This window comes from Tenacibaculum sp. L6 (assembly GCF_028823685.1).
In the GTDB taxonomy this organism is placed as follows: Bacteria; Bacteroidota; Bacteroidia; order Flavobacteriales; family Flavobacteriaceae; genus Polaribacter.
Genome location: NZ_JAPEHZ010000148.1, coordinates 1 through 1,039, shown reverse-complemented (window position 1 = coordinate 1,039; position 1,039 = coordinate 1). Strand labels below are relative to the sequence as shown.

At 26.9% G+C, this 1,039-nt stretch carries 2 protein-coding genes; both read right to left on the bottom strand.

Features of this window, described 5'->3' with window-relative positions:
• Positions 1 to 375, bottom strand: a 375-nt coding sequence (locus tag OU788_RS12410; protein ID WP_274635449.1) for a hypothetical protein, incomplete at its 3' end; no start/stop codon positions are given.
• Between the two features lie 343 nt (positions 376 to 718).
• Positions 719 to 979 carry a hypothetical protein gene (locus OU788_RS12405; RefSeq protein WP_274635448.1) on the bottom strand — a complete coding sequence of 87 codons (261 nt, stop codon included), beginning with the start codon at positions 977 to 979 and terminating at the stop codon, positions 719 to 721.
• Positions 980 to 1,039: the final 60 nt, after the last annotated feature.

Below are 1,039 nucleotides of genomic sequence, written 5' to 3'. Positions count from 1 at the left end.
ATTTCCATAAGTCATTAAACTATTTGCGCTTGCTGTTGCTGTGTATAATCCAGTTGTAGAATATGCAGTTGTTGCTGCGATTGCTGAAGCTCCACTTGCTTGAGAAAAGAAATTTTCAGTTTTATTTGTTGAATTAAGTAATGCCCAATTTTCGTCAAGTTTAAAACTGTTATCTAATTTAAAATCTATTGAGCCAGATTTATTGCTTAATTGTATTTCAGATATTGGTTCAATTAGAGGAGCTACTATTTCATTATTTTTCGTTTCCAATAGTTTTGAAATGTTCTCTAATTTCGTTTGTGTTGTAGAATTACTTTCATTTATAGTTTTATCTAATGTGTCAATTCCAAGAATTCTTCTTATCCAATCTCTCATTTTTTTCAAAATTATTGCTAACGGCGGTTTGGGTATATGAAAAGTAGCAGATTTACAAATACTGTTCTTTTAGTTTAACAATAAAGATAGCAGAAAGGCACAAACTTTGTAGTTAGTACTTGACTGCTATTTTTTATATACCGTGTTGTGGTTTGTATTTATTTACTTTGCTTTAATACTTCAGTTTTAAAATCTTCATAAATAGAAAATAAATCAGCTAAGATTTCTCTTAGTTCTTCTTCACTAGAATAAAAAAACAAATTGTACTTATGTCTTTCAAATGGAATGCCTAATTTCTCCGGTAAAAAATCTAGTCTACCATTTGGTTCTATGAATTCCTCATCTATATATATATAAGTGATTCAACTATTCCTCTTTTCAGTACAAAGTGTAGCTGAAAAGTAATATTGTTTTCTTGTTCCTTTATTTGATAAAAACTACCATTCGAAAAATATTTATACTTATAGTTAAATGTGTCTAAAATTTTCTTTTGATTTTTTTTTTCTACATTTTTATCTCTACCATCAAAATCATTATGATTTTCGCATATTTCCTTATATCTATTAACAAAATCTATTTTTTCTAAAACTGTTTTTAAGTCCATCTTATTCAGCTAAATATTTAATTTTTACGATTACATTGTTAGTACTATTAAAATCACTCA

What these genes read in the sequence shown, in the direction of transcription:
- OU788_RS12405 (WP_274635448.1), bottom strand. Translation starts at nt 979, where the DNA reads ATGGACTTAAAAACAGTTTTAGAAAAAATAGATTTTGTTAATAGATAT.